The following is a 16,946-nucleotide window of genomic DNA, read 5'->3' as shown; positions in this document are numbered from 1 at the left end:
GCGTGTTGGCGTTAGGCGGCTTTGACTAGGGGGAGTTCGTCCCAATGAGTGGTGTAGCGGGGGGAGAGCATGTCCCGTTTCATGGTCCAGTCCGGCCCGCCCCGTATGCCGGCGTGGCCGAGGCCGATGGAGCCGCGCCCGTATCGGCGGGTCACATCTTCCAGGAGGGTTCCGATGTGGCGTTCCTCGTGCGGGTTCTGGAACAGGGCCAGCGGTGCCTGGTTGCCGGTGGGCCGCAGGTCGGTGACCATGATGCCGGCCCGGGCGTATTTGATGCCTTCCTGGATGTGGGGCAAGAGGGCGTGGGCGGCCCGGGTGAGTAGGACGGGATCGGCGGTGGGCATCGGCAGCGGCACGCACACCGAGGGGTAGGAGGTGTCGTTCGGGTTGAAGTGCGAGGTGCCGGCGAAGGCGGTGAGGACCTTGGCCTGGAGGCTGTGTTTGGCCAGCCGTGCTGAAGCCTGCTGGCCGTAGACGGACAGGACCTGCCGCATGCCGGCGGCGGTGGTGATGGGGGTGGCGAAGGAGCGCGAGAAGATGAGCTGGTCCCGGCCGATCCGTTCTTCTTCCATCGGGATGCACGGGGTGCCCTGCAGTTCCAGGACGGTGCGCATCATGACCACGGAGAAGCGGTCCCGGATCATCACCGGGTCGGCCCGGGCCAGGTCAAGGATGGACTGGAGCCCTAAGGCGTTGAGGCGTTTGGTCAGCCGCGTCGCGACGCCCCAGATTTCGATCACGGACACAGCCGGCCCATCAGCGCTTCCCGGGCGGCGGCCGGCACGGAGTCCCAGTGGCAGACCCCGTCGAAGGCCGGGTTGTGCTTGGCCCATTTGTTGGCCAGTTTCGCGAGTGTCTTGGTCCCGGCGATCCCGACGCAGACCGGAACCCCGACGTTGCGCCGCACGGCTGCCTTCATGGTCTGGCCCAGGATCAGCAGGTCCTCCGGCGCGCCTTTGACGCCCAGGAAGGCCTCGTCGATGCTGTAAACCTCCAACCAAGCGCTGTAGCGGCCCAGCAGTTCCATCACCCGGGCGCTGATGTCCCCGTAAAGCTCGTAGTTGCTCGAGAGGGCAACAAGTCCCCACTCCTTGGCCCGCGGGGCGAGTTTGAACCATGGGTCACCGAGGCCGATCCCGAGAGCCTTGGCTTCCGGGGACCGGGTGACGGCGCACCCGTCGTTGTTGGACAGGACGACGACGGGCCGGCCTTCGAGGGACGGGTCGAATGCCCGCTCGGCCGAGGCGTAGAAGCAGTTCACATCCACGTGCGCGATCTGCGGCATCCGCCGCATCGGGGAGGGCTTAGACATGGTGTGCCTCAAACATGGTGCAGGCAGCGGGTCGCGACGCCCCAAATGACCAGATCCGACATGGACGGAACCCGGATGTCCGGGTAGGACGGATTCTCCGCCTGCAGCACGACGCCGGCGGCCGTGATTCGCAGCCGCTTGATGGTCAATTCTCCGTCCAGGACGGCTATGACTACGGACCCGTCCTTGGGTTCCAGGGCCCGGTTGACGATCAGTTCATCCCCGTCGCTGATGCCGGCGCGTTCCATCGAGTCTCCGGAGACCCGCACGACGTACGTGCTGGTGATGTCCTTGATCAGATGCTCGTTCAGGTCAATCCGCCCATCAAAGTAGTCCTGGGCCGGCGAGGGGTACCCGGCCGCGACGGGGACCGGAGAGATCAGCACCGACAGCAACGACATGCCCGCATCTATCACGCGGGGACCGACAACAACGCCCACAACACAACCCTATTCGAATATATGTTCGATATAATCAGTGTAGCCGGACGTGCCGACAAAAGTTGGACTCTGCCCATATCCCTCGGCTGCGTAAGCAGCGCGGTTTCTCCTCGACATCGCAACAACTGACTGAAGGGGTGCTGCTTATGGGACACTCGCCGCGTCGTTTGCGGAAGATGGGGCCCGCGGGCTTGGTTGAGCGTAGGCGCTGCTATCGGCGTTTGGGCAGCGAGTTCTTGGTGACAGTTGCTCCGTCGCTACCTTAAGATCCATGCCGTCGTGTGACACAGCCTGCGAAGCCCGTAGCCGCAATTCCCCTAGAACAGCGGCCAGGGCACCGCCGACATCTCACCGCTCGGAGCCGGAAACCGCCCTGCCAAGCGCAACCGTGCGCAGCGCGCGGCGAGCGATGCGATTTCATCGGCGCTGAGCAAGTCCGCCAGGTTCCGGCCCAGCCCACCGTGCAGTCCTTCGCTGACACGATCGATGCCGTCGCGTTCCTCGGCGGTCAGCGCGTCTCCCAGCCATCCCCACAGCACCGTGCGCAGCTTGTGGTCACGGTGAAAGGTGAGCCCATGGTCCACGCCGTGCCGGTGTCCGTCCGTCATGGCAAGAATGTGGTCGCCTTTGCGGTCGGCGTTGTTGACGACCATGTCGAACACCGCCATGCGTCTGAGCGCTGGCGAGTCTTCGTGAACGAGGGCGACCATCCGTCCGTTCTCATCCCGTCCCTCGAGAACATGTTTCCAGCCCGTCTCCGGCACCTGGTCCGTCGCGACCAGGTTCACGGCGCATTGGGCGGGGTCTTCCTCCTGCCAGAGCTGCACCATTCCTTCGCCCAAAGGACCATCGCGCAGCCAGGTGTGCGGCACCACGTCCCAGCCTAAGACTTGCGAGACCAGGTAGGCGGCCACCTCCCGGTGAGCCAGGGTGCCGTGGGGAAAATCCCACAGCGGACTTTCGCCTGCTATCGGCTTATAGACGACCACCACGTCGCCGATGCTGCCCAGAAATGTAGCGTTTGAAGCCGTCGTGATGCGGCCGGTGAGCGTCAGCTCGGCGGTCACTAGGTCCGGCGCTGGCATCAGACCTCGGGAAGGGCGCAGATGTGCCCGTCGGCGTCTATGGGGTAACCGCAGAGCGGGCACGTCGGACGCCCGGCGCCCACGATCTCACGGGTGCGCTTGGCGAATGCGCGGGCGGTGCCGACCGGCATTCGCACCAGCAGCATTTCGGACTCGTTAGCGCCGCCCTCATCAAGCGGTTCGTCGTTGTCATCAGCATCGACATCGGCGATGGGGTAGGCCTCTATTACGACCTGGGCCGTGGTTGGGTCCCAACCTAAGCTCATGGCGCCGGTGCGAAACTGCTCCTGGACGGCCTCGAGCTGGTCATTGTCGACAAGTTCAATGGGAGTGCTCGTGGGAACGCTGAAGGGGTTGCCCTCGACTGTGATGAGCTGGTCGAGAATTTCGTCGATCTTCTCCGCGAGCAGAGCCGACTGCTGCTTCTCCAGGGCAATACTCACGATCTGCGTCCCTGCGCGCACCTGCAGGTAGAACGTGCGCGCCCCTGGAAGGCCAATGGTGCCGACGACGATTCGATCAGGCCAGGCAAACTCGTGAACACGTGTAGGCATGTCAGTATTTTAGGCACATGAGGTTCATGGCGCCTTTTGTCCTGCACCGCCGCCCACCGGCGCATCGCCAGAGTGGATGCCGTTCGACAGCCACGACAGGTCACCCGCGTCGGTGTTGGTCGCGTAGACGCTCGGCCGACTAGCGCCGTAGCGCACGATCGATACGGAGGCGGGGCCCACGTTAATACGCTGGAACAGGTCAAGGTGCATGCCGAGCGCGTCGGCGAGGATTGACTTGATGATGTCACCGTGACTCACCGCCACCCACACGGCCCCTGGCCCGTACTCGGCTTCGAAGGCTGCATCGTGGCGTCGAATCGCTGCCACTGACCGAGCCTGCGTCGCGGCCATGGATTCACCGCCGGGAAAGACGACGGCGGACGGTTGCGACTGCACAACCGGCCACAAATCCTCGGTCGCGAGATCACTGAGCGTGCGGCCCTGCCACTGGCCGTAATCGCACTCGGTGAGATCGAGATCGACCGGTGCGTACGGCGTGCCAGCCTGGCGATCGAGGATGAGCTGGGCGGTCTGCTGACAACGCTCAAGAGGGCTCGACACCACCCCGACTACGGGCACGGCCGCGAGCCGGTCTCCGGTCAGAGCCGCCTGGTCGCGCCCGATCTGGTCCAGGCTGACGCCGACGGCCCGACCGGCCAGCAGTCCAGTGGCATTGGCTGTGGTGCGGCCGTGCCGCACGAGAATAACTGTCGCCATCCACCCAGCCTAACCACCCGGTCGACGGCGGTGTGAACCGTACCGGGTCGCGCCTCGAACAGGCAGATAAAGCACTGGCGGAACCCTTCAGGCGCGCCGACGCGCTCAAAGCCGCCCACACGGACTCGGCACGCATTTGACCAGCTCATGGCCGACGCAGCAAAACCGGAAGAACGGCACAGCCAGAACCCCCGGCCGAAGTCGACCCCCGCATGGAGGACGTCCTGTGAGTTGCTGGTCCACATTGGAGCCCGCCGCAGGATTGACGCCCGCCGCAACTATTCTGGCGAAGCGTGACTTTAGCCCCTTTCCGCGCCCGGCCTGGGCGCTGAAGAATGCACTCAGGGGCGCCTCCACCGTTGCCGCCCCCGGTTGCGTCACCGGTGGTTTCCGGTGCGCCCGTCAGTTCAGAACGAGGACAGATGAGAATCGAATCTCGAATCTTCGGGGGCTTGGCACTGTTCTTCGTGCCCGTCGGTGTGGTCTACGGGTGGGTTACGGGGTGGACGGAGCCGGTGGGCTTTCTGGCCCTGTGGCTCGTTGGCGGGCTGACCGGCATGATTGGCGCCTACCTCGGTTTCACCGGCAGGCGCATCGGCATGCGCCCGGAAGACCGTAACGACGCCGAGATCCACGAAGGCGCCGGCGAGCAGGGGCACTTCAGTCCATGGAGTTGGTGGCCGGTGTCCCTGGGACTTTCCGCCGCCACCGGCTTCCTAGGGATGGCGATTGGCTTCTGGCTCGTCTATATTGCCGGCGGTTTAGCCTTGGTTGCACTGATCGGCTGGGTTTTCGAATACACCCGCGGCGACTACGCCCACTAGCAGCCGGCCTACCGGATCAGTCGGGTCATAGGTGCTGCCGCCAAGACTGAGCACTACCCCCTCGGCCGTCAGCTCGTCGGCTATGTCCCTGGCATCGGGCAGGGAGCGCGCTAGCCGGTCGAGTTTGGTCACCACGAGCGTGTCGCCGCCCCGGCAGGCCGCCATCGCTTCACGAAGTCCGGGGCGCGCCCGATTCGCTCCTGTAAGGCCGTGGTCGATAAAGATCTGCTTCTCTTCTACACCCAGGGCAAGGAGAGCGTGCGTTGGGCGGTGAGGTCCTGGTCGTTCGTCGAGACCCGGGCATAGCCGATCTTCATTCCCGTCATGAGGATATGGTTGCAGTAATCCCCCCGTCTCCGTGCATTTGATCGTGCGGGTCTTACGTACATGGCCCAGACCAGTAACTGCGCGGAACTGTCAGTTTCAAAAGCCGTCTGCACGGAATGTCAGAAGTCGTCTGCACACGCCGGCTGCCGGCACAAGGCCCCGGACACGTCGCGCCCGCCTAGCGATTCCTGCCGAAGATGCGTGCGATGGCATCGTCGATGCGCTGATCCTCGGCGACGTTGGTGCCCCGCTCGTAGAGGCTAGGGGAGACCTGCCGCTGCGAGGGGGCTTCGGGCGGCCGGCGCGACGGGGCCCGCTGATCCTTGGAGTTCATGGTCGGTGGAGACCCCGGCCGTACTGCTGGCGGTGGCTTCCTTATCTTTGCCGATCAAGGCTCTTTTTATCGCGTTCATACCCGTGTCCTCACCGCTGTTTGCGTTACCGCAGCATTCTCCATAGCTTGGCAAGTCCATCAAAATCAGGCCAAAGGCAGTTAAGGCGGAATCTCTAATCTGGCCCTTCAAGAAGGTCCTTGCGGAAGTCCGTCTCCCCGTGACGCCGCTCCCGTAGGATCGGCACGGCAAGGTCCACCTACGAAAGGAAACATGATCTACCCAGGTGGCAGCATTGACCAGTACGCGGTTCCGGCCAGGGATTTGAACGAATCCTTCATTGGGGCCCACTTCGGTCTCACCAAGGGTGCCGAGGTCATCTACGGAAAGATCGATGCGATCCGGATCTTCGAGACGCACTTTCTCTTGACACTGGCCGGCGTCACCGCCGATGACCTTCACCTGGATGCGAACCAGGAAGTCATCTTCTCCCACGGACAGCACCAGAACCAGGTAACGCGACGCGCGCCCATGACTGAATCCATCGATGCTGAGGTCGCGCGCACACTCAGCACAATTCCAGTTCGTGCGTCTCGCCAAATGACCGCCGTCGAATATCAGTTGCGCGTGGCCGAGATACTCAGGCTTTTTGATATCGATGCTGTAGCCGACGAAACGGGCGTGTATTACGGGGGAGAGGGCGTTGAGCTGGAGGATCAGCCTTTAGAGGCGTCCGTTCGCAAACTCATTGGGAGGCGATTCCGCATCCCGGAAGCTCTGCAGTAGCCCAACAGTAGGTGTCAATTGCAGCGCTAGATGGCGGCTTTTTCGCAGGACTGAGTGGCGCTCTTGGCAGTAGGTGCCACATCGGTCTGCCCGCTGCCGGATCCTGTCATTTGTCAGACTGGTGACTTTCGGTAGGGGCTGACGGTCATCCACACAGGCGCCTTGCAGTATTTATCGTTTGTCGTTATGTTAACGAAAAACGATAAACTTTGTCTTGGATTGGGGTGGACTGTGGCGAATACGATTGCTCCTTTGGACCGCAAGGGCGCTTTGCTGGTTGCCGGCATTTTTGGGCTGGCCGCACTCAGCATCGCCGTTTCGGCGCTTGTGGCCATGTACTCCGGGCTCGGGAACACGCCTCTTCTGAATGTGCCCCTCACGAACCTGGTGACTCCCGACCTGGGTGAGGGCAACAGCGCAGTCATCAAAGCCGCGTATGCCACGGCCGATGTCCAGCCGGCCAGCCTGACCTCGACCGAACGCTATTTGCTGCTCGGATCACGACTCCTGGGCGGTCTTGCCGCCCTGATGTCCGCGGCGACTCTGGGCCTGATCAGCTGGTCCGTCTACCGCGGCACGGGCTTCGGAAAGCAGCTGGCCCGCGCCGTTGGCATCTCGGGTATCGCCGTGATGACCTGGGGACTCCTGGGCCCCTTCATGAACGCAATCGCCCACCACTCGATCCTCAGTCGGATCACATTGCTTCCGGAACAGGAAACAGGTGCATTCTTCCTCATGGAACTGGATCTTTGGCCGATCGCGGTCGGAGTCGGTACTGCCGCTCTCGCGAGCATGTTCGAGACGGGCCGGCGCCATCAGCTCGAACTGAACGGGCTGATCTGATGCCTCCCGCACCAGACGAAGAGCAGCGAATCCATTGCCGACTCGATGAGATCCTCGCTGCCCGTGGCATGACCTTGACTGAGCTGAGCCAGCGAGTAGGCGTCAGTATCGTCAACCTGTCCGTCCTGAAAAACGACCGGGCGCGTGCGATTCGCTTTTCCACACTCTCCGCGATCTGCGATGTTCTCGACTGCTCGGTCGGTGAACTGCTTGTCGTCACTCCCGCGCAAGGGGGAAGTTGATCAATGCAAATCGGAGCCGCACGCCCGTTCCACTTCTAACGTTCTCTCGGGGTCCGACGTGACTCCCCGAAGGAACAGGCCTCGTTTGTGCAGGTCAAGCGTCCTCGGGCGTCACTCCGACGTGGGCCACAGGTGTGGTCCTGGTGATTACACCCGTCGGCTCCGGTCCCGACTGCGTGCGCGTCAGTTGAGCGTGGCGGACGTATTTTTGTGAATGAAGGACTGAACCATAGGAATGAGGCCCGGTGCCAGTTGCGAAGCTCTGTCTATGGCCGGATCGGGGGCTTCCATGAACAGGCCGTGTCCGGCGCCAGGGAACACGGCGATGCCGTGTGGATTTCCGGGTAGTGGCGGGAGGAATGACGAGAAGGCGGCCAGGCTCTCGGGGACTGGAACCAGCGCGTCCGAGAGGCGCGTACTCGGGCCCGCCGCGTCCCAATCGATGAACACCCACCGCTCGCCCATAATGAGGTTCCACGGCGCCAGGTCGTTGTGGCACATCAAGGTCGGATTCTCGGCAGGARGCAGAAGGTTCCATCCGGTCGTCTCCGGGAGGCCAAATCCTTCGCTCGCATCTTGAATCTGGCGAATCAAACGGCCGACCCGCAAGAGGTCATCCTGCCCTAGGGGCAACTGGTCCAGCGCAGATACACCCTCGACGTACTCGATGACATGCCGCTCAGCGTGATCCTTGCCCAGGGGTTTGGGAAAAAACGTCAACGCCAGCTACTTGAAGAGCTTTCAGGTACTTCTGGACAATGGCAGAGTTTTCCAGCCACGGTTTGCGGACCGTGTCGCCAATACGAACGACACTCTCTGAGGCGTTTCCGCCTACAAGTTCTTCAGCTTCCTCGTTCACCCGAAGAACGCTACTGCGTGCAAACAAGCTGGCCAAGCCCGGGCGGAGCCAATACGCGTCCCGCAAAGGGATCGGCTTACGGGCACCAGGGGTGACAATTAGCGCTGCGAGAATGCCGCCACTTATCGCTGCGATTTACACATTTGTCCGGGATTTTTCGCTGCGGGGGAGCGGATCGAGGGTGTCGCGGTGGGGGACCGGCTTACGGGCGGGCCGGCCGGGGACGCCGCTCCGTCTCCAAGTTGGATAAGTCTTGCAGGATCATCTTGGAGCGTTAACCGCATCTGGACTCCGCGACACCGACGGGTAGAGCATCCATCGCTTCACGGCGCTCGGGGGCACATGCAGCTATGAGACGGGGTCGACGAAGAACTCAGTGCAGCGTTGAGGGCCTACTCCGAGGCTTGGTATCAGTACCACTACGACGCGATGCGCCGGCGTGGGGAGGCTGTGCTGTCAGCGAGGGAGCGATTCCTGTCCGTGCACTGCAGGCTGAAGCGGACCGCGTGCCTGACCCGGGTGGACCGGTTAAAAACTACATTGACGCGCTTCATGCTTGGGCAGCTACCCATCCCGAGGTTGACCCCAGTGAAATGGGCGCAATCACCTCCCCCTTAATCCGGGATCATCGGTAAGATGCTCGGGCTACTTTGACGACGTGATGGTCAACAATCCGCTCGAAGATAATATCCGCGGGTATCGGTATGCAAGAGACCCAATCGATGACGCCTTCCCCTTCACTGGACACGTAGATCCTTCATTGGTCTGCCAGACCGGTGAGGGATCCCTTCCGGGATGCCGGCCAGGCTAGGCGCGCTCTACTGAGGAGGAGCGGAGCTCACGAGCTCGTAGTGTTCGACCAACGGAAACGGCTCGTAGAACCTATGCAGAAGCTCCCGCCACTGCTGATACTGCCGGGATCCCCTGAAGCCAATGGTGTGGTCCTCCAAACTGTCCCACTGCACCAGAAGTAAGTACGTGTTGGGTGTTTCGATCGAGCGCGAGAGCGACAACGAGACGAAGCCAGGCATCGACGCAATAATCAAACGAGCGCGATCGAATGCTGCCTCAAAATCTTCTTCCTGGCCGGAAATAACGGGAAGCAGCGCGTGTTCGGTAATCATCGGGCAAGTCTCGCAGATTCCCGCAGAGGGATCCCTATACGGAACGGCAAGACCGGCCAGCTCGGCAATTTAATCGCTATCCCAGGTTGACAGTCACAACCGCGCACCGTACCCAGGGTTGTATCTGCGACGGGTGATTGTGGTGGGGGTTGTGGGACAACATGCGGGACGGCCAGGTTACGCGGCGGCCTGCGGTTCGCGGTCAGCGGGGGGAGCGTTCCACTATGGCTGTCCCGGTTCCAAGGAAGTGGGACGCACTCTCGTGACCGAGGCTCGGAGCAAACGATCAACAGGATTGAAAGCGCGAACGTCCACGGCCTGATTTCGGCATTGTTCAACACCAAGGTCAGAGCGAAGTAGCGCGCAGACAACCCATGCAAGGGGATCTCCCTGCCGAAGCGCTTGGCAACGGAGGAAACGGCCCGGCTCCCGCACCGGATTATCACGCGCCCGCGCCGGTCCAGCCCCCAGCCCCCGTGTATCGGGTGCCGGTCCCGCGCCGGCTCCGGTCGTCAGGGTGCCGGCCCCGAACAATGCCCCCGCCAAGACCTGGGCGCAGCCGCAGGCTCCCGGCGCTCCGGTTCCCGGCACGCAGTGCGGTCCGGCCATCGGCCCGCAGACGGTCACCCCCCGCCGAGGAAATCTCAAATGCCGTTCCGGTGGCATCCTCGTCACCGCCGGTCGCGAGCCAGGCAGCCGCCGAGCGGGCCTCCAGCATCCCTACGTTCAACCCGGCACCAATCTTCATCATTGGCGGGGCGCTGCTGGCCGCGGCCCTGGTCTGCTTCATCCGCCCGGTCCGCGCCGTGGTCGCACGGCTCGTGTCACGGAAAGACCACAGCCAGGCCAGATGAAAGTCCGGCCGGCTTGCAGCGGACGGCCGGCTTTTCTCACGCCGTGAGGGGCCCGGTCAGGACCCCTCGGTGAGGTCCACGACGTCGGACCCGGCCTTCTTCTTGACGGACTCGACCTCGTGCATCGCGCTGGCCTTCGTCTTATAGCTTTCCGAGGACGCGATCACCTCACCGTTCGCCGCTTTCCGCCGGAACCGGGACCCGCCGGCCTTTGTCCTTGTAGACCTCGTATTTGCCTGCCATGGGACACTCCTTTGCACCGGTGGATCCGGCCCGGCGGCCGCTGGGGCGCAGACTGTTACCTGCGGCCCGGTGTGGGATCGGGAATGCCACGCCTATGGCGCCAGCAGCGCACAGACATCCGTCAATTTGCCCGGCCCGGTGAGCCCCCCATTCGGGTAGACCGACCCATTCAAAGTCCAGTTCACCTGACCTGATGTGTAGAAGATGCCAGGGGCGCCGGAGCCAACTGGGAGTGTGATCAGGTTTTTGCCGGTCGCTTTATAGACAAAGTCGGTGGGGCCAAGCGCCACCTGTATAGTCCCGTTCAAGGGGTAGCTGACCACTTTTGAGGTCGGGCCCGTCAGCGTGATTGTGATGGCCGCACCTACGTTGCTATAGAACCGCAACAGCTTCGAGCCGTTGCAGTGATGGGGAAACTGTTCGATCACTTTGATCTTCCCCGTAGTCACGGCCTCGACCTGGAAACCGGGGCAGTCAAGAGTGTCCGTCGTCTGCTCGACCGGCGTCGGTGGTGCCGCGACGGCCGAGCCCGACCCTGCGGAAAGGCCGAACAGGGAGGGCAATGGGTATGAGCACGCGCTTCATGAGGTTGCTCCTTCGTAGCTTGCGAAAAAGTCCCCCCAGGGGCACGGGACAATCCCTGACGCGGCGCGGCGCCGACAAGCGTAGGCCCTACCTACCCGACCTGGCTCTGGGGCCCCGGCAGTGATCGCCATCGTCGCCACGGTCATAGTCGGCGTGATCAGCTACCCGTCGATGCCCGACGCGCTCGCGGTCCACCACGGCGCGAACGGCGCGCCCAACCGGGTGGCAGCCAAGTCGGTGGGCCCTGCGTTTCTCTCTGGTGTTCGTGCAAATCTGTGTGACCGGGTTGCTCGTATCGCGGCGGCCATCTTCCACAGCCGGCCCGACCTCGACCCGGCTCGCCCGTTGGCCTCGGCGCGCTGGTACCGGCAGTACATGTCACTGGGCGTCAAGCGCTCCTCGGGCTGGTCGCGATGATCGACGTGGGGATGCTGGGCTCGTCGCTGTTGATGTGGACCGGGACGGTCTCGCCGTGGGCGGGACTGGTGGTCGCGCTCCCGATCCTGGCCGCCGTCGGTGTTGCCATAGTGGTCCTGGCCAGGAACAACCGCGAGCGCGATGAGGGTAAGAGGGACACGGGACTAACTCACCGGGACGACGACAAGTACTGGCGCGGTGGCCTGTTCTACATAAACCGCGAAGACCACGCGCTGATGGTTCCGCGGCGGCACGGCCTGCTCGACGAAGTTCGAAGCCTCGTCCATACCGTGGTCCTCGGGCAGGCCGAGTGATCTCCGAGGACTAAGGGTCGGCCTGTCAGCGGATTACCCGATAGCGCACGTGGGTGACGAGGCTGGAACCGCTCACTTCCGTCGGCTCAAGCTTGAGGTCCGTCACGCCGTCCAGCAACCGCTCGCCCGCTCCCAAAACTATGGGCGCAATGTGGAGCCGCAGCTCGTCGATCAGCCCCGCCGCAAGGAATTGTCGGGCGGTCTGCGCTCCTCCGGCTATGGCCACGTCCTTGCCGCCAGCGGCCTTCCGCGCCTGGGCCAACGCCGATTCGATCCCATCGGCCGCGAAGTTGAACGTTGTGCCGCCCTCCATCTCCACGGGCTCGCGTGGATGATGGGTGAGAACGAACACAGGTGCGTGATAGGGCGGTTCCTCACCCCACCATCCCCGCCACTGCTCATCCCATGCCCCTGGACCGGCGTACATGTTCCGGCCCATGATGTACGCGCCAGCGGCGAGGATGCCTTCGAGCTCGGCTGCGTTGGACTCGGCTTCTTCGAACATCCACCTGTGGAGGCGTTCTCCGCCCCGCCCCAGGGGTTCCGCCACGCTTTGGTTTGGGCCAGCAACGAATCCGTCGAGGGAAATAGTCAGATCGCATGTGACTCTGCTCATGCGCCCATCATGCCAGCACTCGGCGGTTCGGGTCAGGCGGTGCGACCAGTGGCTGTCATGCAACGCTTCCAATATGAACTAAGTCTGCTCAGGCCTCAGCCGGGGAAAGAGCGCCTCGGAATTGCCGCGGTCTATCGCAGCGCGCACGGAGGAGTCCAGCGGATAATTCTCATACTCCATATTCAGGAAATCGATCGCCGCAGAGGGTGCGAACGGGAAGTCAGTTCCGTATGTGATCCGGCTCGGGTCAGCTACCTCGAGCAGGCTGGGCAGGGCCGCCGGGCTGGCGGACAGGGCCACGTCGTAATAAAACCGCCGCAAGATGGACTGCTTCTTATCTCCCAGCGCCGCCAGCGCGCTGAGGGCCAGGTCCTTATCGTTGAGCATCGTCAGCAGGATCCTGTAGGCGATGTAAGGCACGAAGCCGCCCGCGTGGGCCAGGATGAACCTGATTCCCGAGAACTTTTCCATCGCACCGGACAGGATCAGGCTGATAGCGGTGCGGGTGGTGTCGAGTAGGAAATCTGCGGCGAAGGCGGGTATGCCCGGCACCGCCGGACCGGGCAGTTCAGCGGGGTGGATGAACACTACGGCACGGCGGTGGTGCAGGAACTCCAGCAGAGGCTCAAAGCCAGGATCGCCCAGATAGCGGCCGGCGTTGTTGGCCAGCAATACGATCCCGTCCGCGAGCAGGGTGTCCAGGGCGTACTGGGCCTCCGCCAGGGCGCCTTGCACGTCCGGCAGCGTGAGCGTCGCGAAGAACCCGAACCGCTCAGGCCGGGCCGCGACCACCTCTGCACTGTATTCGTTGATCTCCCGCGCCCGCCGCCGTGCCTCCGCAGCGTCCCCGAAGTACACGCCGGGCGTGGACAGGGACAAGATGCCGGTCTGCACGTCGTGCCTGTCCATGAACTTCAACGCTGAGCGCTCGGACCACGACGGCAGGCCAATGCCGCCGGGGCGGATGCCCTTTTCAAGTATCCAGCGCGCATACCCAGGCGGAATGATGTGCTGGTGAGTGTCAATGCGGTACGGCCGGCCCATCCGGATCCTTGTCCACGTCGTTTCGCTGATACGCGGGCCCTCAGCAGATGTGAACAATCTACTCGCAAATCCGACCCATGAGCAGACCGCCGGACGGTGCCTGAGACTGAGCTAGACCGTCAATGGGTGCTCGTCGAACTCGTGTGTACCAAACGCCGCGGGGGCTGGGAGCCGTTCTCTTAGTCGCTTGCTGGTTCTCCGTGGTCAGCGCCTGCGGGGGCGAGGTGGCAGGTGACGGCAGACGCTAGAGCCCGTATGTCGTGAAGGTAGGCGGCATAGCCGAGTTTCGCCGGATCGACCACAATAGGCCGGCCTGTCCGCTTGCCTCTACTGGTAGCAATGGCATGGCGGGGGAGAAGGGACACCGGTGCAGGTGCCGGCCCGCTCGGCCAGGGACACGATAGTCCTCTCCGGGCCGCGTACATAGGCCATGCGCCAGATGTGCTCGTACTGGCCGATGTCGCCGATCAGCCCGTAGCCGTCCGCGGCCAGGAGGTCAACGACCGCCTGGATGTCGTCGACCTCGAAGGCCACGTTGCGCAGCCCCAACTCATTGGCCATCGCCGCGGGCGATCCAGGCTGGTGGTCGGGCCGGACAAAGCTCGAAAGCTCCAGCCGGGTACCTCCGTCGGGCGGCCGCAGCATGATGATCTGCGTTCGGGAGTCGGGGATGCCGATCACCGTGTCGAGGAACTCGCCCTCGACGAACATCGGCGCGCCCTCGACCTCGAGACCCAGCCCGACGAAGAACGCCGTCACCGCGTTGAGATCGGCAACGGTGATACCAACATGATCGAAACGCCATACCTGTGACATGAGATCAATCCTCCGTTGCTCATCTTGTCGATCCATCGGAATTGCGGAGCCGACGGGGATCTCAGCACAATCATCGGCGAAATCCTTCAGCGCCCCGATTGAACAATCCCAAGGATTGGCAGAGCGGGTCAACGTTGTCCCGGGTCGAGGAGGCCTCGACCATATAGGGAATTCAGGTCCAGCGCCTCTTTGGCCGGCGTGCGTACGAGATCTTCGCCGCCGCATCGCCGTCGTCCTCTGCGATGAAGAACTGACCGTTGGGGAGGAAGCCGTCCAGGTAGCCGGGGTCCCGTTTCCACCCTGAGGGGAACATACTGGGGTGGTGAGGATCGACGCCCGGTCAGGGGCAGAGGGGAAGCGGCGGCCCGGGGCCGGCACGAGCCCGTTTCCGCCGATCGCCGACTATGGGTTTTTGTCTGACTGTGAGGCCAACTGCTTGATTGCATCGAGCGGGCAGGTCGAGTGGATGTGCGTGCCGCGTCACGACTCGCCGAGTGTGTTCTCGACTATCCTCGACCGCGCCGCGGGTGGCTTCAAGGTGGCGCCGTACGGCGTCCGGGAGCCCACTGCGCGCCGCTATCTCCCCGGCAGCTTGATCCTGGAGACCACCTGGCAGACCAGGACGGGCTGGCTGATCGTGAGAGATGCCCTGGTGATGGGTCCGTGGCACCACACCGACGAGAGGGCAGGCCGGTACCGCCGCCCGCCGACGAACTACGAGGCCGAGCATTGCCTGCTGCGCACCGTCCGGTGCGTCAACGGTGCGGTTGAGCTGTCCGTGCTGTGCGAGCCGGTCCTCGGCTACGGCCAGCGCCGGGCACGGTGGGAGTTCTCCAGCCCCGGATACGGAGAGGCCGTGACCGTCAGCGGTGATGAGGGGGATCCGGTGCTGCATCTGACTACCGACCGCCGGCTGGGCATCGAGGACTCCATCGCGGTCATTCGCAGCCGGATGACCGAGGGCGAGCAGGCCTTTATCGCGCTCTCCTGGGGGTCGCTGCCCCCGCCGCGGACGTGGGAAGAAGCCACACGCAAGCAGTGGCAGACCACTGAATTCTGGAGGCAATGGATCACCGGGGGCGAGTTCCCCGACCACCCGTGGCGGGAGCAGTTGCAGCGCAGTGCGCTGACGTTGAAGGGCCTCACCTACGCGCCGACTGGAGCTCTGGTCGCGGCGCCCACCACCTCGCTGCCCGAGACGCCCGGGGGAGAGCGGAACTGGGATTACCGGTACACATGGGTGCGCGATTCCACGTTCGCGCTCTGGGCCCTCTACACCCTCGGCCTGGACCGGGAAGCCGACGACTTCTTCGCATTCATCCGCGACGTCGCCGCCGAGGACGACCTGCAGATCATGTACGGCATCGACGGCGAAAGGGACCTTCCCGAGGTTACTGTCGAGGGACTCGGCGGCTACGACGGCGCCCGCCCCGTCCGGATCGGCAACGCTGCCGCCCACCAGCGCCAGCTCGACGTCTGGGGCATGATGCTGGACTCCGTCTACCTCCACGCCAAATCCCGTGACCAGCTTCCCGAGCCGCTCTGGCCCGTCCTGCTCCGCCAGGTCGAGCAAGCCGCCGCCCACTGGCGGGACCCCGACCACGGCATCTGGGAGGTCCGTGGCGAACCGAAGCACTTCACCTCCTCAAAGCTCATGTGCTGGGTCGCCCTGGATCGTGGCGCCCGGCTGGCGCGCCTGCACGGTCAGGCTGATTACGCACGAAAGTGGGACGCCATCGCCACGGAGATTCATGAGGACATCTGCCGCAATGCGGTCGACGACCGAGGCGTGTTCGTCCAGTCCTACGGCACAACGAACCTCGATGCCTCGCTTCTCCTTGTTCCGCTCGTCCGATTCCTGCCCATCAACGATCCACGCGTGCGCGCCACGGTCTTGGCCATCGCCGATGAACTCACCCGGGACGGACTCGTCCTGCGCTACCGCCCCGAGCAGACCGACGACGGTCTCACCGGCGACGAAGGGACCTTCACGACCTGCTCGTTCTGGCTCGTCTCGGCCCTGGTCGAGATCGGAGAGGTGGTACGCGCCAAGGCACTGTGCGAACGTCTGCTGTCCCTTGCCAGTCCCTTGGGCCTCTACGCTGAGGAGCTGGATCCGGTGAGCGGCCGTCACCTCGGCAACTTCCCACAGGCGTTCACCCACCTGGCCCTCATCAACGCGCTCGTGCACCTCATCCGCGCCGAAGAAACCAACCGCGCGGCGCAGTTCGCCCCGGCCCACCGCACGCCCTGATACGCGGACGAAGGTCAAGGTACGGATTTCAATGACGGGCTCAAGCTTCCACGGGAAGCCGCCCGGATGCGGGTCCCGGAACCGGATGTTCTCCCTGCCGCAGCCGTGCGGAGAGGTGACCCATTCGGAGAGGCAAGGAGCAGCCCATGTGGAGTGAGGTGCAGGAATCCGGGCCCTCGGCTTCCTGGCTGGACCTGCCCGAGAATGGCTGGGGGGTGTCCCTATGCTTTTGGTCAAGCGGCCAGGGCGGGCTTCTCGTCGTAGAAGGTGCCGTGTCTGAGCATGGAGTAGATGACGTCGCAGCGGCGGCGGGCCAGGCAGATGACGGCGGCGTTGTGTTTCTTTCCCTGGGCGCGTT

Annotated in this window: 21 protein-coding genes and 3 pseudogenes; 8 read left to right on the top strand and 16 right to left on the bottom strand. The window is 63.7% G+C overall.

Going from position 1 to position 16,946, the window contains the following annotated elements:
* Window positions 1–11: 11 nt before the first annotated feature.
* The 5 genes and pseudogenes from AC1DZV_RS11660 to AC1DZV_RS11640 all read right to left on the bottom strand — a co-directional run bounded on the left by AC1DZV_RS11660 (window position 12) and on the right by AC1DZV_RS11640 (window position 4,108).
* Window positions 12–1,312 (bottom strand): annotated as a pseudogene (locus AC1DZV_RS11660) (Y-family DNA polymerase).
* An 8-nt stretch (window positions 1,313–1,320) separates the two neighbouring features.
* On the bottom strand, window positions 1,321–1,752 hold the full coding sequence (locus AC1DZV_RS11655) for a LexA family protein (protein WP_223916267.1): 432 nt from the start codon (window positions 1,750–1,752) through the stop codon (window positions 1,321–1,323).
* Between the two features lie 317 nt (window positions 1,753–2,069).
* Window positions 2,070–2,837, bottom strand: coding sequence for an SCO1664 family protein (locus tag AC1DZV_RS11650; RefSeq protein WP_476949528.1), 768 nt, complete (start codon window positions 2,835–2,837; stop codon window positions 2,070–2,072).
* Window positions 2,837–3,391 carry a DUF3090 domain-containing protein gene (locus AC1DZV_RS11645; protein ID WP_476949529.1) on the bottom strand — a complete coding sequence of 185 codons (555 nt, stop codon included), beginning with the start codon at window positions 3,389–3,391 and terminating at the stop codon, window positions 2,837–2,839. The genes AC1DZV_RS11650 and AC1DZV_RS11645 overlap by 1 nt, the downstream gene beginning before the upstream one ends.
* Before the next feature lie 24 nt (window positions 3,392–3,415).
* The gene (locus AC1DZV_RS11640) at window positions 3,416–4,108 is read right to left on the bottom strand and encodes a histidine phosphatase family protein (protein WP_476953761.1); all 693 of its coding nucleotides are present in this window, start codon (window positions 4,106–4,108) and stop codon (window positions 3,416–3,418) included.
* Between the two features lie 422 nt (window positions 4,109–4,530).
* On the opposite strand from AC1DZV_RS11640, the gene AC1DZV_RS11635 reads away from it, so the two are divergent.
* Window positions 4,531–4,932, top strand: coding sequence for a cytochrome c oxidase subunit 4 (locus AC1DZV_RS11635; RefSeq protein WP_476949530.1), 402 nt, complete (start codon window positions 4,531–4,533; stop codon window positions 4,930–4,932).
* Here AC1DZV_RS11635 and AC1DZV_RS11630 read toward each other — a convergent pair.
* Window positions 4,915–5,258, bottom strand: a pseudogene (locus tag AC1DZV_RS11630) (recombinase family protein); the annotation flags it as partial. The gene AC1DZV_RS11635 and the pseudogene AC1DZV_RS11630 overlap by 18 nt on opposite strands.
* 179 nt (window positions 5,259–5,437) lie before the next feature.
* Window positions 5,438–5,593, bottom strand: a complete 156-nt coding sequence (locus AC1DZV_RS11625; protein WP_476949531.1) for a hypothetical protein — start codon at window positions 5,591–5,593, stop codon at window positions 5,438–5,440.
* Between the two features lie 271 nt (window positions 5,594–5,864).
* On the opposite strand from AC1DZV_RS11625, the gene AC1DZV_RS11620 reads away from it, so the two are divergent.
* From AC1DZV_RS11620 to AC1DZV_RS11610, 3 genes are all read left to right on the top strand, one after another.
* Complete coding sequence (locus AC1DZV_RS11620; protein WP_476949532.1) at window positions 5,865–6,377, top strand: hypothetical protein; 513 nt, start codon at window positions 5,865–5,867, stop codon at window positions 6,375–6,377.
* A 231-nt stretch (window positions 6,378–6,608) separates the two neighbouring features.
* Window positions 6,609–7,220, top strand: a complete 612-nt coding sequence (locus AC1DZV_RS11615) for a hypothetical protein (RefSeq protein WP_476953760.1) — start codon at window positions 6,609–6,611, stop codon at window positions 7,218–7,220.
* On the top strand, window positions 7,220–7,462 hold the full coding sequence (locus AC1DZV_RS11610) for a helix-turn-helix domain-containing protein (RefSeq protein ID WP_476949534.1): 243 nt from the start codon (window positions 7,220–7,222) through the stop codon (window positions 7,460–7,462). The genes AC1DZV_RS11615 and AC1DZV_RS11610 overlap by 1 nt, the downstream gene beginning before the upstream one ends.
* 183 nt (window positions 7,463–7,645) lie before the next feature.
* On the opposite strand, the gene AC1DZV_RS11605 is transcribed toward AC1DZV_RS11610, so the two are convergent.
* Together AC1DZV_RS11605 and AC1DZV_RS11600 are read right to left on the bottom strand one after the other, a co-directional pair.
* Complete coding sequence (locus AC1DZV_RS11605) at window positions 7,646–8,182, bottom strand: phosphotransferase (RefSeq protein WP_476953759.1); 537 nt, start codon at window positions 8,180–8,182, stop codon at window positions 7,646–7,648.
* A 957-nt stretch (window positions 8,183–9,139) separates the two neighbouring features.
* Complete coding sequence (locus AC1DZV_RS11600; RefSeq protein WP_476949536.1) at window positions 9,140–9,445, bottom strand: antibiotic biosynthesis monooxygenase family protein; 306 nt, start codon at window positions 9,443–9,445, stop codon at window positions 9,140–9,142.
* A gap of 659 nt (window positions 9,446–10,104) precedes the next feature.
* Here AC1DZV_RS11600 and AC1DZV_RS11595 point away from each other — a divergent pair.
* Window positions 10,105–10,299 (top strand): hypothetical protein, encoded by a 195-nt coding sequence (locus AC1DZV_RS11595; protein WP_476949537.1) that lies wholly within the window; start codon window positions 10,105–10,107, stop codon window positions 10,297–10,299.
* Between the two features lie 56 nt (window positions 10,300–10,355).
* Here AC1DZV_RS11595 and AC1DZV_RS11590 read toward each other — a convergent pair whose 3' ends face one another.
* The gene (locus AC1DZV_RS11590) at window positions 10,356–10,466 is read right to left on the bottom strand and encodes a DUF1508 domain-containing protein (RefSeq protein WP_476949538.1); all 111 of its coding nucleotides are present in this window, start codon (window positions 10,464–10,466) and stop codon (window positions 10,356–10,358) included.
* 168 nt (window positions 10,467–10,634) lie between these two features.
* A complete protein-coding gene (locus AC1DZV_RS11585; RefSeq protein ID WP_476953758.1) occupies window positions 10,635–11,105 on the bottom strand; it encodes a hypothetical protein in 471 nt (156 codons plus the stop codon).
* Between the two features lie 142 nt (window positions 11,106–11,247).
* Between AC1DZV_RS11585 and AC1DZV_RS11580 the strand changes: the two genes are divergently transcribed.
* Both AC1DZV_RS11580 and AC1DZV_RS11575 read left to right on the top strand, forming a co-directional pair.
* Entirely contained in the window at window positions 11,248–11,544 is a 297-nt protein-coding gene (locus AC1DZV_RS11580) for a DUF1648 domain-containing protein (RefSeq protein WP_476949540.1), read from the top strand.
* Complete coding sequence (locus AC1DZV_RS11575) at window positions 11,541–11,858, top strand: hypothetical protein (protein WP_476949541.1); 318 nt, start codon at window positions 11,541–11,543, stop codon at window positions 11,856–11,858. The genes AC1DZV_RS11580 and AC1DZV_RS11575 overlap by 4 nt, the downstream gene beginning before the upstream one ends.
* Window positions 11,859–11,883: 25 nt before the next feature.
* Here the strand turns inward: AC1DZV_RS11575 and AC1DZV_RS11570 are convergent, their stop codons facing one another.
* From AC1DZV_RS11570 to AC1DZV_RS11555, 4 genes are all read right to left on the bottom strand, one after another.
* A complete protein-coding gene (locus tag AC1DZV_RS11570; protein ID WP_476949542.1) occupies window positions 11,884–12,474 on the bottom strand; it encodes a dihydrofolate reductase family protein in 591 nt (196 codons plus the stop codon).
* 78 nt (window positions 12,475–12,552) lie between these two features.
* The gene (locus tag AC1DZV_RS11565; protein ID WP_476949543.1) at window positions 12,553–13,518 is read right to left on the bottom strand and encodes an amidohydrolase family protein; all 966 of its coding nucleotides are present in this window, start codon (window positions 13,516–13,518) and stop codon (window positions 12,553–12,555) included.
* 327 nt (window positions 13,519–13,845) lie between these two features.
* The gene (locus AC1DZV_RS11560; protein WP_476949544.1) at window positions 13,846–14,334 is read right to left on the bottom strand and encodes a VOC family protein; all 489 of its coding nucleotides are present in this window, start codon (window positions 14,332–14,334) and stop codon (window positions 13,846–13,848) included.
* Between the two features lie 172 nt (window positions 14,335–14,506).
* On the bottom strand, window positions 14,507–14,647 hold the full coding sequence (locus tag AC1DZV_RS11555) for a hypothetical protein (RefSeq protein WP_476949545.1): 141 nt from the start codon (window positions 14,645–14,647) through the stop codon (window positions 14,507–14,509).
* A 6-nt stretch (window positions 14,648–14,653) separates the two neighbouring features.
* On the opposite strand from AC1DZV_RS11555, the gene AC1DZV_RS11550 reads away from it, so the two are divergent.
* Window positions 14,654–16,588, top strand: a complete 1,935-nt coding sequence (locus AC1DZV_RS11550) for a glycoside hydrolase family 15 protein (protein WP_476953757.1) — start codon at window positions 14,654–14,656, stop codon at window positions 16,586–16,588.
* A gap of 233 nt (window positions 16,589–16,821) precedes the next feature.
* On the opposite strand, the pseudogene AC1DZV_RS11545 reads toward AC1DZV_RS11550, so the two are convergent.
* A pseudogene (locus tag AC1DZV_RS11545) lies at window positions 16,822–16,946 on the bottom strand (IS110 family transposase); the annotation flags it as partial.

It is taken from the genome of Arthrobacter sp. P1_D12, assembly GCF_056406175.1.
This window is presented reverse-complemented; position numbering and strand designations above follow the sequence as displayed.